The 16,420-nt window shown below is 57.7% G+C and carries 11 protein-coding genes; 8 read left to right on the top strand and 3 right to left on the bottom strand.

Annotation, left to right across the window (positions count from 1 at the left end; all coding sequences use genetic code 11):
* The 4 genes from VEV40_RS09330 to VEV40_RS09315 form a co-directional block, all read left to right on the top strand.
* On the top strand, positions 1 to 1,123 hold a 1,123-nt coding region (locus tag VEV40_RS09330; protein WP_324831843.1), incomplete at its 5' end, for an acetyl-CoA C-acyltransferase.
* Positions 1,124 to 1,156: 33 nt separating this feature from the next.
* The gene (locus VEV40_RS09325) at positions 1,157 to 2,287 is read left to right on the top strand and encodes a hypothetical protein (RefSeq protein WP_324831841.1); all 1,131 of its coding nucleotides are present in this window, start codon (positions 1,157 to 1,159) and stop codon (positions 2,285 to 2,287) included.
* A 67-nt stretch (positions 2,288 to 2,354) separates the two neighbouring features.
* A complete protein-coding gene (locus tag VEV40_RS09320; RefSeq protein WP_324831839.1) occupies positions 2,355 to 4,181 on the top strand; it encodes an acyl-CoA dehydrogenase family protein in 1,827 nt (608 codons plus the stop codon).
* A gap of 364 nt (positions 4,182 to 4,545) precedes the next feature.
* Positions 4,546 to 8,289: a protease pro-enzyme activation domain-containing protein gene (locus VEV40_RS09315; RefSeq protein ID WP_324831838.1), complete on the top strand. Its 3,744-nt coding sequence runs from the start codon at positions 4,546 to 4,548 to the stop codon at positions 8,287 to 8,289.
* A gap of 799 nt (positions 8,290 to 9,088) precedes the next feature.
* Here VEV40_RS09315 and VEV40_RS09310 read toward each other — a convergent pair.
* Positions 9,089 to 10,192: a BON domain-containing protein gene (locus tag VEV40_RS09310; RefSeq protein ID WP_324831837.1), complete on the bottom strand. Its 1,104-nt coding sequence runs from the start codon at positions 10,190 to 10,192 to the stop codon at positions 9,089 to 9,091.
* A 153-nt stretch (positions 10,193 to 10,345) separates the two neighbouring features.
* Here VEV40_RS09310 and VEV40_RS09305 point away from each other — a divergent pair, with 153 nt between their 5' ends.
* Both VEV40_RS09305 and VEV40_RS09300 read left to right on the top strand, forming a co-directional pair.
* Entirely contained in the window at positions 10,346 to 10,753 is a 408-nt protein-coding gene (locus VEV40_RS09305; RefSeq protein WP_324831836.1) for a YtxH domain-containing protein, read from the top strand.
* Between the two features lie 40 nt (positions 10,754 to 10,793).
* Positions 10,794 to 11,303 (top strand): hypothetical protein, encoded by a 510-nt coding sequence (locus VEV40_RS09300; protein WP_324831834.1) that lies wholly within the window; start codon positions 10,794 to 10,796, stop codon positions 11,301 to 11,303.
* Positions 11,304 to 11,306: 3 nt separating this feature from the next.
* On the opposite strand, the gene VEV40_RS09295 is transcribed toward VEV40_RS09300, so the two are convergent.
* The gene (locus tag VEV40_RS09295) at positions 11,307 to 12,335 is read right to left on the bottom strand and encodes an alpha/beta fold hydrolase (RefSeq protein ID WP_324831832.1); all 1,029 of its coding nucleotides are present in this window, start codon (positions 12,333 to 12,335) and stop codon (positions 11,307 to 11,309) included.
* 50 nt (positions 12,336 to 12,385) lie between these two features.
* Here VEV40_RS09295 and VEV40_RS09290 point away from each other — a divergent pair, with 50 nt between their 5' ends.
* On the top strand, positions 12,386 to 14,437 hold the full coding sequence (locus tag VEV40_RS09290; protein ID WP_324831831.1) for a beta-N-acetylhexosaminidase: 2,052 nt from the start codon (positions 12,386 to 12,388) through the stop codon (positions 14,435 to 14,437).
* A 2-nt stretch (positions 14,438 to 14,439) separates the two neighbouring features.
* Here VEV40_RS09290 and VEV40_RS09285 read toward each other — a convergent pair whose 3' ends face one another.
* Positions 14,440 to 15,411, bottom strand: coding sequence for an SDR family oxidoreductase (locus tag VEV40_RS09285; RefSeq protein ID WP_324831830.1), 972 nt, complete (start codon positions 15,409 to 15,411; stop codon positions 14,440 to 14,442).
* Positions 15,412 to 15,479: 68 nt separating this feature from the next.
* On the opposite strand from VEV40_RS09285, the gene VEV40_RS09280 reads away from it, so the two are divergent.
* Positions 15,480 to 16,418, top strand: a complete 939-nt coding sequence (locus VEV40_RS09280) for a type I phosphomannose isomerase catalytic subunit (protein WP_324831829.1) — start codon at positions 15,480 to 15,482, stop codon at positions 16,416 to 16,418.
* Positions 16,419 to 16,420: the final 2 nt, after the last annotated feature.

The raw sequence follows: 16,420 nt of genomic DNA, 5'->3' as shown, positions 1-16,420 counted from the left end.
GCTGTCCTACACCCGCCCCGACGACCTCGCCGCCATTGCCATCAAAGGCGCGCTAGCCAAGGTCCCCGCGCTCGATACCAAAGAAATCGAAGACGTCATTATGGGCTGCGCCATGCCCGAAGCCGAGCAGGGAATGAACGTCGCCCGCATCGCCAGCCTTCGCGCAGGCCTGCCGGTTGAAGCCTCTGCGATGACCATCAACCGCTTCTGCTCATCCGGGCTGCAATCCATCGCCATCGCCGCCGACCGCGTCCGCTCAGGCTCCGCCGGGGTCATGCTTTCCGGAGGAACCGAATCCATGAGCATGATCTCCATGGGCGGCCGCAAGATCAGCGCGAACCCATGGCTCGTCGATCACTACGCCGACACCTACCTCTCCATGGGTCTCACCGCCGAGCGCGTCGCCGCGAAATACGGCATCACCCGTGAACAAGCCGACGCCTTTTCCCTCAATAGCCACGAGAAAGCGCTGTCAGCCATCCAATCCGGCAGGTTCGACGAAGAAATTGTGCCTGTTACGGTGACAAATTCCACGCCGACCAAAAATCCCGCCAAGCCCGAAGTCAAAACCAACGAATTCAGGCGCGACGAGGGCCCCCGCGCCGACACATCCCTCGAAGCGCTGGCCAAACTCAAGCCAGCCTTCCACGCCAAGGGAACCGTAACAGCAGGGAACTCATCGCAAACCTCTGACGGAGCAGCCGCGGCCATCATCATGTCGTCCGACCGCGCCCAGGCGCTGAACCTGAAGCCGCTGGCACGCTTCGTCAGCTTCGCCACCGCCGGATGCCTGCCCGAAGAAATGGGATTGGGCCCAGTCTTCGCCATCCCCAAAGCCCTGAAACTGGCCGGACTGACCCTCGATCAGATCGACCTCATCGAACTGAACGAAGCCTTCGCCGCACAAGCATTAGCCGTAATTCAGCAAGCCGGACTCGACCCCGCCAAAGTCAACGTCAACGGCGGAGCCGTCGCATTAGGCCACCCCCTGGGCTGCACCGGAGCCAAACTCACCGCCACCCTCCTGCACGAAATGAAACGTCGCAACCTCCGCTACGGACTGGTGACGATGTGCGTAGGAGGCGGCATGGGCGCAGCTGGAGTGTTTGAAAACCTGAACTAGGTTCTCACTTTGGCCTGGTGAAGATGATCCGTCATGATAACGAAACTAGCTGCGTTGACTTGCACGGTTGTTGTGGCGTTTACGTTGCGAGCGCTTCCGACCCAGCGTCATGTACAGCTGGTGACCGTTGAGAAACTAAAGCAAGTGCTGGCTGCTTCTAATAAAGCCGATGCCGCCTTATCCCAGATACTTTCAGATTTGAAGTTGACCGAACGTCTGAGTGCGGCGAATCTCGCAACGTTGGAGAATGACCTGCTTGGGCCACAATCACGATTGGCGTTAACCGCACTGGCTGATGAGTCAGCATTTTTGAATCTTCCCGCAGCAGAAATTCCTGATGCTCCGCCGCCGGACTCGACAGAGCAAGCTGCCATGCTTGCCACGATGCAGCACTATGTAGGCACTGTTGTGCCTGCGTTGCCGAACTTCTTCGCCAGACGTACGACGCGTCATTTTCGGGGCACGAGCCTTTTATCTCCTCCATATAAGGCAGTTCCCAGGCTGGGCAGTGATGAATATCATCCATTCGTCACGTTGGAAACTACACATGCTCAGGCCTATAACCTGAAAGATCGTGAATTAGACGAGGCAGATAAAAAGGATCAGCAAGCCGCAGAAACGAGCATGAACTCGTCAGGAGAATTCGGTGCCATTCTCACGCACGTAGCAAACTGCGCGGACCAAAATAAAGCTACCTGGAAAGAATGGGAGCAAGGTCAGACCGGACTGCTGGCAGTCTTTCTCTACGAATGCACAGAGAGCGAGTCAGCCACCGACGGAGCAGGAGCGCCACGCGGATCACCGGCGACAATGACAATCAGCGGTGAAATCGCATTCGATCCGCATGATGGAACCATCATGCGCTTGACGAGAATCTCACGCGGAAAGGTCGATTGGTTCCTCCACAAAGGTGCGCTGTGGGAGCGGGCCATCATGGTGGAGTACCTTCCGCAGGAGATAGACGGCCACTCCTATGTCTGTCCGGTCAAAAGTGTCGTCATGTATCCCATGCCTCCGTATTCGCAACAAGATAAAGATATTGAAGAGGGTCGTACCTATTACCTTCCTGTGGATGAATTTCTGAATGATGTCTATTTCGACCAGTACCATCTCTTCAAGGCAAAAGCGCAGATGCTTCCTGGATACACACCGCAGCCACATTAACGCCAATCTTCACAAAACAAGCGTAGGATGTTCCGTTGCATCCAAGAAACAGGAGCACCGAAAGAACATGGCCACCGCTACCACTTCCGCTCCCGCCAAAGCCGTCACCGGCGGCAGCTTTCTGATCGAAGAGCGCCAACCCTCCGACATTTTCACGCCCGAGGACTTCTCCGACGAGCAGCGCCAGATCGCCGAAACCGCTGCGCAGTTCGCTGCCAATGAAGTCCTGCCTGTAGCCGAAGCCATCGAGTCCAAAGACTTCGCCACCACCCGCGGACTGCTCAAAAAAGCCGGCGACCTCGGCCTCATGGCGGTCGATGTCCCCGAAGCCTACGGCGGACTCGCCATGGACAAGGTCACCTCAGCCATCATCGCCGACCGCATGTCTGTGTTGGCTAGTTTCTCCGTCGCCTTCAGCGCGCACGTCGGAATCGGCACGCTGCCGCTCGTCTGGTACGGAACCGACGAGCAAAAAGAAAAATACCTGCCCAAGCTCGCCACCGGGGAATGGATCGCTGCCTACGCGCTCTCTGAAGCTTCATCCGGCTCCGACGCCATGAACATCCGCACTCGCGCCGCGCTCTCCGATGACGGCAAGCACTACATCCTCAATGGCGAAAAAATGTGGATCACCAACGCGGGCTTCGCCGATCTCTACACTGTCTTCGCCAAGATCGCCGACCCCAAAGACCCCGACCCGGGCAAGACCAAAATGTCCGCGTTCCTCATCGAGCGCAATACGCCCGGCCTAACCGTCGGCGCAGAAGAGCACAAGCTAGGCATCCGCGGATCATCCACCTGTCCGCTCATACTCTCCGACTGCAAAGTGCCCGCCGAAAATCTTCTCGGCGAAGCCGGTAAAGGCCACCACATCGCTTTCAACATCCTCAACATCGGCCGCTTCAAGCTGGGAGCAGCCTGCCTCGGCGGCGCTCGCAGCTCGCTAGGCAACGGAATCAAATATGCCAAAGACCGCAAGGCCTTCGGCAAGTCTATCTCCGACTTCGGCCTCATCCAGCAGAAGCTCGCCGACTCCACCGCACGCATCTTCGTCGGCGAAGCCATGACTTACAGAACTGTAGGCATGATCGACGCCGCCCTCGCCAGCATCCCTGAAGACCAGGCCCGCAACTCCCGCGAGATCCAGAAGCGCATTGAGGAGTACGCCGTCGAATGCTCGATCCTCAAAGTCTGGGGCTCCGAGATGCTCGACGCCGTCGTCGATCACGTCGTCCAGATCTACGCCGGATATGGCTACGTCGAGGAGTACCCGGCAGAGCGCGCCTACCGCGACTCGCGCATCAATAGAATTTTTGAGGGCACCAACGAAATCAACCGTCTCATCATCATCGGCTTCCTCATGAAGCGCGCCATGACCGGCCAGCTCCCGCTGCTTGCCGCCATCAAGCAGCTCATGGACGAGGTTATGTCCCCGCCCTCACCCAGCTTCGACGATTCCCCCGAAGACGCCCTCGCCCGCGAAGCCCAGATCCTCGCCAACGCGAAGAAGCTGGCCCTCCTTGCCGCCGGAGCCGCCAGCCAGAAGTACATGAACTCGCTCGCCGACCAGCAGGAAATCATGGCCGACCTCGCCGACATGCTCATCGAAATCTACGCCGTCGAATCCGCAATTCTTCGAGCGCGCAAGATGCGGGTGCCCCAGGTCCACGCAGGGGACCTGGGTGTCTTATCCACCCAGTACTACACCGCCCGCGCTATGACCATCCTCGAACCAGCCGCCCGTCGCGTTCTCGCCGCCGTGGCCGAGGGCGACATGCTGCGTACGCAACTCGCCATCCTGCGCCGCCTCGTCAAACACGAACCGGCAGACACCATCCGGATCGGCCGCGACCTCGCCCGCCACGCTATCGAAGCAGGAAAATATCCACTCTGACCCTGCTAAGTAACAAGAGTTGTCATCCCGACCCGGAGTCGCGCAGCGACGTAGTGGAGGAACCTACTGTTTTCTTTAAATAACGAAACGCGGGTGCCCCATCCTTTTTGCGAAGCAAAGGGTGGGAAAGCAACATTTCACCCCACCATCCCAAAAACAAAAATCCCAAATCCCCGAAACAAAATCCCCAATCCTCGGTCTACTACTATGCAGCCATTGGCAGCAGAGGAAACCGCTTGCGCACAAACCTGCGCGTTGTCCTATACTCGTACACGATCCAAAGCATCGCAGAATGCGGCTTGCCTTTCTTCCGTTTCCTCAGCGACACTTTCAATTCAACATTACGCCGTTTCACAGGATGGCTATGTCTGATACATACTGCACGCCGCGCACCGTCATTTCCCGTCTGGCCGCGTTCGTAGCCGCCGGGCTGTTCGCTTTCACTGCCTCGGCTTTCGCCCAAACGCAACCCCAGTCGGAAGCCGTCATCATCCCCAACCGCATCACGCAGGTCATTAATTCTGACCAGCGCGTTACGCTGGCTCACAACGTGCATCCGCTGGCCCAGCTCAAGTTTGACCGGGGAGCAGCTCCTGGCTCAATGCCAACCGGGCGCATCATGCTGGTGCTCAAGCGCAGTGACACGCAGGAACAGGCCCTCCGCCAGTATCTCGGCGACCTGCAGAACCCCAATTCGCCCAGCTACCGCAAGTGGCTCACGCCCGCGCAGTTCGGCCAGCGCTACGGCATCAGCGACACTGACCTGACGACTGTGACTGCGTGGCTGCAGTCGCAGGGCTTTACCGTCGAGCAGGTTCCCCCGGCGCGAAACTTCATCATCTTCTCCGGCAACATGGCCCAGGTTCAGCAGGCGTTTAACACCTCTATTCACAGGTACGTAGTGAATGGCGAGACGCACTTCGCGAACGCCACCGATCCGCAGATTCCAGCCGCTCTTGCTCCGGTTGTTGCAGGCGTCGCGCAGTTGAATGACTTCCGCCCGAAGCGCGGAGCCATCATAAAATCCGCGGCCCACTTCGATACGGACGCGAAGCGGATCAAACCAAATCTCACTCTTACAGATTCTGCGAACAACAACTACCTCTATACCGCCCCTGCCGACGCAGCTACGATTTACGACACAACCAACTCAGCACTGAATCCCAAGTACACGGGAACTACTTACGACGGGACCGGTGTAACCATCGGCATCGCAGGTGATTCCAACATCACGGCGCAGGACATCCAGCTTTATCGCGCCGCATTCCTGCCCTCGTCCTACAGTTCTAATCAGCCGAATATCATCATCGATGGCAATGATCCCGGCATCAACGGTGACGCTATCGAAGCGCTGCTCGACCTGGAAGTATCCGGCGGCATTGCTCCCGGTGCGAAGGTCAATTTCTACACAGCGGCTTCCACCGATCTTCAGTCCGGACTCATTCTTGCCATCGACCGCGCGCTCAACGACAACACGGTCAGCATTCTCAATGTCAGCTTTGGTGCCTGCGAGCTTAACCAGGGCGCCAGCGGCAACGCGCAGATTCTCTCCATGTGGCAGCAGGCTGCCGCCCAGGGAATCAGCGTCACCGTCTCCACCGGCGATAGCGGTTCCGCAGGCTGCGATGATCCAAATTCGGAGACCGCTGCGACAGGTGGTCTTGCCGTGAACGGCCTCGGCTCCACGGCCTATAACATTTCCGTCGGTGGCACCGATTACGACATACTTCAGTCGAGCAGCACGTCTTTTGCCCAGTATGTAAGCACCAGCAACGCCGCCAACACCTTTTACCGCACCGCCCTCAGCTACATTCCAGAGAGCCCGTGGAACGACTCGACCAAAACCAACGCGGGAGGCTACAGCGCGAATCAGCCCCTGACCGACAGCAATGGCAACACCAACATCGCCGGCGCGGGCGGCGGCATCAGCAGCATGGCTGTTTGCTCGACTGCTCTTGATTCAAATGGAAACTGCCCCGGCACGCTCGGGCCTTACCCGCAGCCGCCATTTCAGACAGGTGTTTCGAATAACGTCAGTTCATCTGCCCGTGTTCTGCCTGACGTATCCTTCCTCGCTGCCGACGGACTCTATGGCGCTCTCTGGGTCGTCTGCTCGGACAATGTCGCCAACGGCTCCAGTAGTCCGCAGACCGATTGCCAGACGACGAATGGATCGTTTAATGGCTCAACGACCTTCACCGGCGTAGGTGGCACCTCCGCAGCGTCTCCGGCCTTTGCCGGAATGCTGGCTCTCGTTAGCCAGTCACAGGGCGGAGTGCGTCTCGGGCAGGCGGCCAATGTGCTGTACAATCTCGCCGCCCAGGCGTCGCTCTACCCCACTATCTTCCATGATGTGGCCACCGGCAATAACTCTGTCGTTTGCCAGTCGGGTAAGCCCAATTGCGGATCGAATGGTTTCCTCACCGGCTACAACGCCACCGCTGGCGCAACCGCCGCAGCCGCCTATGACGCAGCTTCAGGTTTGGGGAGCGTCGACGTTGCACAGCTCATTGCCAACTGGAAGAAGGCCAGCTTTACCGCGACCTCAACGACACTCGCCGCCACCAACTCAACCAGCGTGACGCACGGAACTAAGATCAACTTCAACATTACCGTCTCACCAGCGCCGGGTCAGAGTTCGGAATTTGTAAGCCTCATCAACAACAGCGGCCTGGCAAACAACGGAGCGCTTGTGACCGGGGCAATTCCGCTGTCCGGCGGCTCCGCCAGCATGTCGACGGGTGATCTTCCCGGTGGCTCCTACAACGTCTATGCCTACTATGGCGGTGACGTAAACCACACCGGCAGTCAGTCCGCCGCGGTTGCGGTCAACATCAGCCCCGAATCCAGCGCGTTGGCCATCGGCGCTACCATGATTGATCCGCAGAGCGGCAGTCCCGTCTGCGACGATGTCACCGGGAGCGGCGCCCCTACGTGCACGTCTGGAACTCTGCCATACGGCTTAGCCACTTCAGTGAGTGGGCAGGTGCAGGGAGGATCGGGTTCCAATACGGTTGCGACCGGAAGCATCAGCTTCGCCGACACGGCTGGGTCGCTCCCCAACTCTACAGTAGCGATTACCAGCAGCGGAATTGCCAGCTACAACAACTTCACTAGCCAAAATCAGACGCTGCCGGTTGCAACAAATGGCTTGACTGCCACCTATGGAGGCGACGCCAGCTATTCCGGGAGCAATTCCGGAAGCGCATATAACATCGTTGTTGGCAAGGGTTCCACCAGCGTTTCCGTCAGCGGAACACAGAGCGGGACCAACGTTACCCTCGAGGCTCAGGTCGATACGGACAGCATTGGAGCCGCGCCAACCGGAACTGTGACATTCGCGGTTGGAAGCACCACCCTGGGAACAGCTCCTTCAGCATCGCAAACAGGATTTGTCTCCAGCGGGACCGTCGCGTCGCTGTATCAGATCACCATTCCAGCAAGCACAAGTGGCCTGGTGAGTGGCAGCAATACCATCACGGCAACATACGCAGGTGACGCCAACTACGTGACATCCAATGCCAACGCCTCAATTGTCATCACCGGCGGTGGTGGTGGAGGCAGCTTCAAGCTCGGAGGTGGCAGCGGTATCACCATTAATGCCGGAGCGACCAGCGGCAACACTTCCGGCATCACCGTAACTCCGGCATCCGGATTCACTGGCGCGGTGAGCCTTACCTGCGCACTTACGTCCAGCCCGGCCGGAGCCATGGACTTGCCAACATGCGGCCTGAACCCAGCCTCGGTAACAATCAGCGGAACAACAGCCGGCAACTCCACTTTCACCGTCACGTCTACATCGCACACAAGTGGCGCTCTTGCCTGGCCGCTTAAGAACCTCTTTGAGGCAACTGGCGGCACAGCGCTGGCCTGCCTGCTGATGTTCACCATCCCCGCCCGCCGCAAAGGATGGCGCGCCATCCTCAGCCTCATCGCATTCGCCATCGCCATCTCCGGAGCAATTGGTTGCGGCGGCGGCAGCAGCGGTGGTGGAGGCAATGGCGGTGGAACGACCAGCGGCGCCTATGTCTTTACCGTAACCGGCACCGGCGGCAGCTCAGGAAGCAGCACCACCTCAACCGTAAGCGTCCAGGTAAACATCAACTAAACGCAACCCACCAGACAGCCGCACTCCTTTACGAAGTGCGGCTGTTTTATGCGCCAAAACCAGTGTTAAATCACCGAAAAAACCACAAATCCGCGCTTAACTCCGCCAAAAAGACACAAATTCCACCTCTCAGTCGCATCTCTCAAGCCGCGATGTCATCCTGAGCGAAGCGGAAAGACCTGCGGTTCGCAACGGGCGGCAAGAAAATGGGTGCCCGATCCTTCACAAAGTAAAGGGTGGGAAAGCAATGCCCTACCCATGAAAACCAAAAGAGGTGCAAAGCGCCTCTCTGTAGAAGCATCGGCCTTTAGGCCTGCCGAAAAGGTGCCGGTTTCGTAAGGGCATGGCTTCAGCCATGCCGTAAATATCATAGAATCAGTGCGGCTTTAGCCGCTGAGGTAATAGTTTTTCTCTCCAATGGGCTTTTAGCATTCCTTTACCCGCCAAACAGCGCGGGAATGAACGGCCTTTCAGGCCCGGGCAATGTGCAAAATCTTGTCAAGCCCCTGGCTATCAAAATAATCCTCAATTCATTGAAAATAAATAGCTTATTCTTTCAGATAATTGACCTGTTATTTCTCAAAATCTACTATTCTGGATATAGAGGGAAAAAGCCCGTCGACAGGCGGGCTTTTCATTGTGGCAAAACGGATCCCTGGCTAAGTGATTGAAAACACTAGGTAACATTTAACCCGAGCAGAATCATACAGTTACCTGGGGACGATCCCCTGCTAAGCTGTTGAAAATAAATAAAGCACCCCGCAAGAAGGGGAGGGGAGTCTGGTCTGGGTGAAGGATCCTATTGTGGAGGACGTTGCTCCAGCTCCGGATTCGAATTGGTATTGTCGTCAAACGACCGCACCTGTCCAACGGCCTGTGTCGTGGTCACCGTAATCGGCGACTGCAGCTTGAAGTTGACCAACGTTTCCGGCTGAATCTGTACCTGCTGGCCGCGAGTGACTCCGTTAACGCCGGCGCCCGTCGCGCCACCAGCAGCCGCGCCAATAGCCGCGCCTCTGCCGCCGCCCGCCAGCGCGCCGATAATCGCACCCAGCGCAGCGCCGCCGCCAGTCTTCATTGCCGTGTTCTTGCCGCGTCCCTGACCTTCTTTGGAATACGCGTCCGTAACCACCGGAATCTGGCGGCTGTGGGTGCTGATCTGTGTCAGTTCAATCGAGAGCAGCGAGCTGCCGGAGAAGTGGGCCGCGTCCTTGGCGTCAACCACGCGGCCCGTGACGGTGACCCCTTGCGGAACAGCGACCATGCCATCGGCAACGAGGTCGCCTGCGAGTGAGCCATGGAAGACCAGATTTGGCTGCGCGTCCTTGCTGCTGAGCGCCTCGGTAATACGCACCGGAACAATCGTGCCCGCCGGAATTGTGACCGTCTTCTCGACCGGCTGCGGAGGCGGAGGAGGCGGAGCCGGCGCTGGCGGAGGTGCCGGCTGGTCCACGGGGGCTGGCGCAACAGCAGGTTCCGGTGGCGGCAGAGGCGCCGATTCAGCCATCTGCTTCTCCTCATGGTGCTTGCGCTTCTTTTCAGCCGGGGGTGGCACAGGCGCTGGCGCAACTGCAGTCTGTTTCGGCGCGACGGTCAGATTGTTCACGACAGTCTTCACGCCGTCCACGCTGCCTGCATCGTTTCCCGCCAGAGCGCGTGATGCATCGTCATTCGCGATGCCTGAAAGAGTGGCTATGCCATTTGTAACGCCAACCTGAATGTTCTGGCCATTCAGCGCGCTCTCAGCGGAAATCTTGCCCTGTATGTCATTCGTAATTTGTTGGTCTGTGGGATGAGAAGGTTGAACCGCAGCTTGCTCTCGTTTGCAGCCTGCGGCAAGCAGCAGTGCGCTTGCGAGCAGAGCAGTTTGCAAGACGCGCATTTTCATCTGGAAAGTGTGCATAATGACCATTATCTCCATCGAGAAGCGGAATAACATAAGCTACTTATGGCAGCGGGATTGATTGTCGCGGCATCTACTCATATATTGACGACACGGGAGACTGAAAGGCTCTAGTACTGTACCCTCCGGTTTCCGGTGAAGGAGAACGCACTTATGTCGGATGAAAAGCAGTCAAGCGGATTCAGTTGGTTTGTGGCCGGTCTGGGAATTGGCGCCTTGCTGGGTGTTCTCTACGCCCCCAAGTCGGGCCGCGAAACCCGCGAAGACCTGGCCAACAGCGCGCGTGAAAGCACAGAATATCTGAAGCAGCGCTCACGCGAGGCCGCCGATCAGGTTGGCGTATACGTTGATCGCGGCAAGGCACAGGTGAGTGACTATGTTGACCGCGGCAAGGATTACGCGAGCCGTGGTAAGTCACAGTTCAATGACTGGATGAACCAGGGCCGCCAGTTTGTGAACGAGCAGAGTGATCGGGTCTCGGCCGCAGTGGACGCAGGCCGGCAGGCCTATCGCACCACAACCAACGAGCCTTCACCCACTGAAGAGCCATCGAATTCGTAGTTGATAGAGGAGCGCCAATCGAAACCGGCGACAAAGAAATATGCAGACAATACCAGAGATTGTTCTCATCATCTTTACGGCTGTTACTTCGATTGGCGTTCTTATACAAGCCTTTGTAATGATCGGCCTGTACCTGGCCGCTAAAAAAACAACGGACGAATTTCGCGAGCTTTCCGGTCAACTCAAGCAGCACATCATTCCTACCCTGTCCACAACTCGCAATCTGCTTGAAGACATTTCACCAAAGATCAAGGTGGCAACTTCAAATCTGGTAGAGGCGAGCGGTATCCTGCGCTCGCAGGTCGAACACGTAAATAAGACAGTAGGCCAGGTAGTTGACACGGCGCAGGCGCAGGTCACGCGGGTCGATCAGGCTGCAACGGCTGTCCTTGATGGCATCACGCAAGCAACCGCCGCCGTACAGCAAGGGATTGCCACGCCTCTGAAGCAGGTGTCCGGTGTGCTGAACGGTCTCCGCGTAGGGTTTGAGGTCTTTCGCGGGAAGGAACGCCCAACGCACGTCGAAGGTGACGGTAGCAATTTCGTCTGATCTTTAGGGCTGATTCAAGAATTGCGCTACAACCGGATTCATCTTCGCACTCTCGCAGCCTGGGGCCATGTGTCCGCAGTCTGACTCGAGCAGCAGCACCTGTGCATGAATCAGCTTGGCGAACCCCAGAGCAGGCAGCGGGTTCACCATGTGGTCCTGCGTGGCGCTGACTACGAGCACCTTCGCCTTCACTTTATTCGCAGCGTCATAGAGAGAGCCGCCCTGGGCGATGTCATGCCCTATAAGCGCCTGCAACTGCCAGCGGTAATCGTTTGCGTCCATAAAGCGGTCGCCATTGGCGACAATCTGGTCGAAATACTGATGAAAGCCCTCGCGCGTGGTGTGGTTAGCGATGAAGTCCGGCGTGGACAGATTCTTGTTGTGGATGAGCGCGACCAGCGAGAGCGACGGCGTTTGCGTGTATTTGCCATTCTGATATGCCGGGTCGGACTCCAATGCTTTAAGCTCCATGTTCCACAGCAACAGGTCGTAGGAACTCATCTGCGGCGTGCCCACGATAGGTATGGCGAGGTCCATGAAGTCCGGATAGCTCACGATCCATTGAAAAGTCTGAATGCCGCCCATGGAAATGCCCATGACCGCGTGCAGATGCTTGAGGTGCAGCGTCTCGGTCGCTAGGCGGTATTCGGAGTAAACCATGTCGCGAATGGAGAACTGCGGAAAGTCGGTGCCGTGCTGAGTCGTGCTGTTCGAGGGCGAGCAGGAAATGCCATTACCCACCGAATCGACGGCAATGACGAAGTATTTCGACGTATCGACGTATGAGCCTGGCCCGAGGGTCGCAGCGATGTCTCCGCTCTTTCCAAGAAACCATGTTGGAAAGAGCACGGCATTCGATTTGGCGGCATTTAGCGCGCCCATGGTGCGATAACCGAGCTTGCAGTCATGGATGACGGAGCCATTCTCAAGCTTCAGGTCGCCAAGGTTGGCATATTGAAGCGGCGGAAGCGTTTGTCCCTGAAGAAAGACGGAAAACAGCAGGAAACAGAAGACCGGAAGCGCGCGTCGCATTTCGATTGCTATTCTAATTGGTCGGAATAAATCTACTCTGGAGCGATGCATTGCGGTTTGCGATTAGTTCGGCCGTTGCCTGTGGTGTGCTTTTGTTTTCTTCCCTTCAAATGAACGCACAATCTACTCAGCCATCATTCAACAACACCCTGATGCCGCAGCCGGCGAAGCTGACGGTAGGACAAGGCGGTTTCGTCATCACCTCGACATTTACGGTCGCCGCCCAGCAATTCAGCGACGAGCGGCTGGATGCCGGCATCCAGAGAATGCTGCATCGGCTGGAGTACCAGACCGGAGTGCCGATTGCGAAAGACATCCGCAAGGATGCTGCGGGTGCTTCGCTTGTCATTGACGTGAAAGGCGCGGGTGAAGCTGTCCAGTCGGTTGATGAGGATGAGTCATACGCGCTGAACGTTACGTCGAGCAGCGCGAAGCTGGAAGCGAATACCGTAGTCGGCGCGCTGCGCGGCATGGAGACTTTACTGCAACTGGTGCAGCCGGACCATTCCGCGTATTTTCTCCCGGCAGTGAGTATTGAGGACACGCCGCGCTTTCGCTGGCGTGGACTGCTGATCGATGTTGGCCGTCATTTTGAGCCGGTCAGCGTGATTGAGCGCACGCTAGATGGTATGGCGGCGGTAAAACTGAACGTCTTCCACTGGCACCTGACCGATGACCAGGGCTTCCGCATCGAAAGCAAGCTATACCCAAAGTTGACCGGCATGGGCTCTGATGGCCTGTACTACACGCAGGAGCAAGCGAAGGAAGTGGTCGCTTATGCGCGCGCCCGCGGCATTCGTGTCGTGCCGGAGTTCGACATGCCGGGCCACACTACGAGCTGGTTTGTTGGCTACCCCGAGCTTTCCAGCGGTGCAGGCCCCTATCAGATTCGGCGCGAGTTCGGCATTTCCGACTACGCCATGGACCCAACGCGCGACAGCACTTATAAGTTTATCGACGGCTTCCTCGGCGAAATGGCAACGATCTTTCCTGATCCGTATCTGCATATTGGCGGTGATGAGACGAACGGTGTGCAGTGGAAGAACAATCCACGCCTAGTAGAGTTCATGCAGAAGCACGGCATGAAGGACACGGCGGCGTTGCAGGCTTACTTTAACCAGCGCCTGCTGAAGATTGTGGAGAAGCACCATAAACACATGGTCGGCTGGGACGAGGTGATGAACCCGGCTCTGCCAAAGGACGTTGTCGTGCAATCGTGGCGCGGCACGGAATCGCTGGCTGCGGGCGCGAAACAGGGGTATCAGGGAATTCTGTCGGCGCCGTATTACCTCGATGCGATGAAATCTGCAGGCGAGCATTACCTCGCTGATCCGTTGCCGTCGAACTCTGATCTGACTCCGGAGCAGCGTAAGCTCATCATGGGCGGCGAAGTCTGCATGTGGGGCGAGCAGTTGTATGAGCGCACCATCGATTCGCGCATCTGGCCGCGTACGGCGGCGATCGCGGAGCGTTTCTGGTCGCCTGAGAATGTCCGCGACGTGAACGACATGTATCGCCGTCTGCATGTGATGTCGGTGCGGCTGGAAGCATTTGGCCTGACGCATCTCACGCAGGAAGACGTGGGACTGCGCGCCCTGGCCGGCACGACGGACATTGACGCCCTGCGCGGCTTTGCTTCGGTGCTTGAGCCGGTGAGCTTTGGAAATCGCTACCAGGGGCAGCACACTTCGCAGCTGACTCCGCTGGACCGGCTGGTGGATGCCGTGCGGCCCGATCCGCCATCGAAGCATGAGATGGAAGTCCTGGTCAGCGCCTTCCTGCAAAATCCATCACAACATGAGGCGGAGCGGCGCCAACTGGAGGCTGCATTTGCGTCGTGGACAGCGGCCGCTCCGAAGGTGCAGCAACAGGTCGCGGCTTCGCCCATACTCGCAGAGGACGCCGCAGAGCGGGCACTGCAGTTTGCTCAGTTGGCCGCCATAGGCTCGCAGGCGATTACGAGCTTATCGGGCGGAAGCGCTGCTCCCGCCGGATGGAAACAGAGCAGCCTTGCGGCAATCGATGCGGCCAAGAAGCCGGAGGGGCTGGTGCGGTTTACTGAGCTCGACCCGCTGCAAAAGCTGGTGGAAGCAACGCAATAAAATTACGCGAGGCTGCTTTGCGGAGCAGCCTCTTTCATCTGCTGCCGGTACCACTCGACCGTACGGCGCAGCCCTTCCTCAAAGCTGACCAGCGGCTCATAGCCGAAGGCTTCACGCGCAGCGCTGATGTCGGCCAGCGAGTCCTGTATATCGCCGGTGCGCGGCGGCCCATAGAGAGGCGGATTGGTGAAACCCGTCAGCTCCGCGAGGATTTTGTATGTCTTGTTTAGAGTGTGGCGCTCACCGCAAGCCACGTTAAAGACCCTGCCCGCCACTTTTTCCGCCGGCGCATGCAGGGCGAGAAGGTTGGCCGAAACGGCATTCTCAATGTAGGTGAAATCGCGTCCCTGTTCGCCGTCGCCGAATATCGTTGGTTGTTCTCCGTTCAACATCTGCAGCGTGAACTTCGCCATAACGCCGCTGTATGGGGAATCGGGCACTTGCCTCGGACCGAAGATGTTGAAGTATCGCAGGCACACGGTTTCCAGCCCATAAACCTGCCAATAGCTGCGCATGTAAAGCTCGCCGGCAAGCTTCTGCACCGGATACGGCGCAATGGGCATGGGAACCATCGTCTCTTTGCGTGGAAAGCCGGGCTGATTGCCATAGGCGGAAGACGACGCGGCATAAACGATACGTTTGACGCCCGCGGCGCGAGCGCCTTCGAGCACATTGAAGGTGCCGTCAATGTTGGCAGTATGGCTGGTGCGAGGGTCTTTCACTGATCGCGGCACCGATGGCAATGCGCCCTGATGCACGATGTAATCGACATTTTCACAGGCGCGGGCCACCTCGTCCGCATGGCGAAGATCGCCCTGGACAAACTCCATGCTGTTGAGAATGCCGGCAAGGTTCTGTTTGCGTCCGGTTTCAAAATTGTCGAAACCGCGAACGGTTTCGCCGCGTTCTACAAGCGCTTGTGCGATCCAGGAGCCGAGGAATCCGGCGCAGCCGGTTACGAGATATCGAGCCATGTTCTTCTATGGTAGCTGCTATGAGCGAGGCTGCGTAAGTTGTGCAGAATCAGGCATACTGGAAATACATGCAAGCCCTCCAGCCATTCAGACTTGCTCCATATTTTCGAACCCGCGTATGGGGGTTCAACGATCTTTCACCCTGGTACGACTACAAAACTGACGGCGAGCCGATCGGCGAAGTGTGGCTTACCGGCGAAATGTGTTCGGCTGATACAGGGCCGCTAAAAGGACAGTCTCTGAAGGAAATTTCAGTCGCTCACGGCGAAGCCTTGCTTGGTGCAGGCCGCGCTGGACAGGAGTTTCCGCTCCTCGTCAAAGTGCTTTTCCCCAAGGAAAAGCTCAGTGTGCAGGTGCATCCCGACGACGCGCTGGCGCAGAAGTACGGTGAACCGCGCGGCAAGACCGAGTGCTGGTATGCGCTGGACGCACAGCCGGGCGCGGCAGTCGCTCTTGGCATCAAACCCGGTACTCCGAGCGAAGAAGTGCATACGGCCATCACCGAGTCACGCCTGGAAGAATTGCTGGTATCTGTGCCCGTGAGTAAGGGTGACATGATCTTTGTGGACGCGGGAACGGTACATGCCATCGGGCCTGGTGCGGTATTGCTGGAAACGCAGCAGACGAGCGACTTGACGTACCGGATGTATGATTACGGGCGTCCCCGGGAACTTCACCTGGATAAATCGTTCGAAGCGATGCGCTTAGCAACTGGTTCGGGAAAAATGACACCTAAGAAGGTGGATGGGCATTCCATTTTGATTGACCAGAAATATTTTCGTGTAGAGCGGTGGAAAGGAACCACGCTCTCGTCCGAGAACGCATTCGCGGATGTCGTCCAGATGGTTTTCATTGCAGAAGGGAAGTTAAGAGTTGAAGGCCGCAGCTTCGAGCCGTTCGCTTTGGAGCGCTGCCAGCTTGCGGTGATTCCGGCAGGCGCTCGCGATTGGAAGCTTGTGACGGAAGCCGCTTCCGAAGTGATTCGCATCCTTCCACAATCTGCTTAGGT

It is taken from the genome of Alloacidobacterium sp. (assembly GCF_035631355.1).
In the GTDB taxonomy this organism is placed as follows: domain Bacteria; phylum Acidobacteriota; class Terriglobia; order Terriglobales; family Acidobacteriaceae; genus Alloacidobacterium.
The sequence above is the reverse complement of the archived record's forward strand: the minus strand, read 5'-3'. Positions and strand labels throughout refer to the sequence as shown.

Bases quoted from the DNA above. Each gene is read 5' to 3' on its own strand.
- VEV40_RS09325 (WP_324831841.1), top strand. From the start codon at position 1,157: ATGATAACGAAACTAGCTGCGTTGACTTGCACGGTTGTTGTGGCGTTT.
- VEV40_RS09320 (WP_324831839.1), top strand. From the start codon at position 2,355: ATGGCCACCGCTACCACTTCCGCTCCCGCCAAAGCCGTCACCGGCGGC.
- VEV40_RS09315 (WP_324831838.1), top strand. From the start codon at position 4,546: ATGTCTGATACATACTGCACGCCGCGCACCGTCATTTCCCGTCTGGCC.
- VEV40_RS09310 (WP_324831837.1), bottom strand. From the start codon at position 10,192: ATGCACACTTTCCAGATGAAAATGCGCGTCTTGCAAACTGCTCTGCTC.
- VEV40_RS09305 (WP_324831836.1), top strand. From the start codon at position 10,346: ATGTCGGATGAAAAGCAGTCAAGCGGATTCAGTTGGTTTGTGGCCGGT.
- VEV40_RS09300 (WP_324831834.1), top strand. From the start codon at position 10,794: ATGCAGACAATACCAGAGATTGTTCTCATCATCTTTACGGCTGTTACT.
- VEV40_RS09295 (WP_324831832.1), bottom strand. From the start codon at position 12,335: ATGCGACGCGCGCTTCCGGTCTTCTGTTTCCTGCTGTTTTCCGTCTTT.
- VEV40_RS09285 (WP_324831830.1), bottom strand. From the start codon at position 15,411: ATGGCTCGATATCTCGTAACCGGCTGCGCCGGATTCCTCGGCTCCTGG.
- VEV40_RS09280 (WP_324831829.1), top strand. From the start codon at position 15,480: ATGCAAGCCCTCCAGCCATTCAGACTTGCTCCATATTTTCGAACCCGC.